Origin of the sequence: Pseudomonas sp. SIMBA_068, assembly GCF_046534705.1 — a bacterium.
In the GTDB taxonomy this organism is placed as follows: Bacteria; Pseudomonadota; Gammaproteobacteria; order Pseudomonadales; family Pseudomonadaceae; genus Aquipseudomonas; species Aquipseudomonas putida.
In genome coordinates, this window is the sequence record NZ_JAWRYI010000816.1 from 1 (window position 1) to 261 (window position 261).

Genomic DNA, 261 nt, shown 5'->3' on the forward strand with positions numbered 1-261 from the left:
CATGTGATCTACAGTGATGTTGATCCGCGTCCGGCGAGCGGTTCTCCCTACTGGCTGAAAACCGTTTTGCGTCAGGAACTGGGTTTTGACGGCGTGATTTTCTCTGACGATTTATCGATGGAAGGTGCCGTGATTATGGGCAGTTATGCCGAACGCGGGCAGGCATCACTGGATGCGGGTTGCGATATGATCCTGGTCTGCAATAATCGTAAAGGGGCCGTCAGCGTGTTAGGTAATCTGTCACCGATCAAGGCAGAACGT

1 protein-coding gene is annotated in these 261 nt (G+C 52.5%); it reads left to right on the forward strand.

Features of this window, described 5'->3' with window-relative positions; all coding sequences use genetic code 11:
• Positions 1-261: glycoside hydrolase family 3 N-terminal domain-containing protein (locus SB756_RS31585; RefSeq protein WP_410913435.1), on the forward strand; the 261-nt coding region annotated here is incomplete at both ends.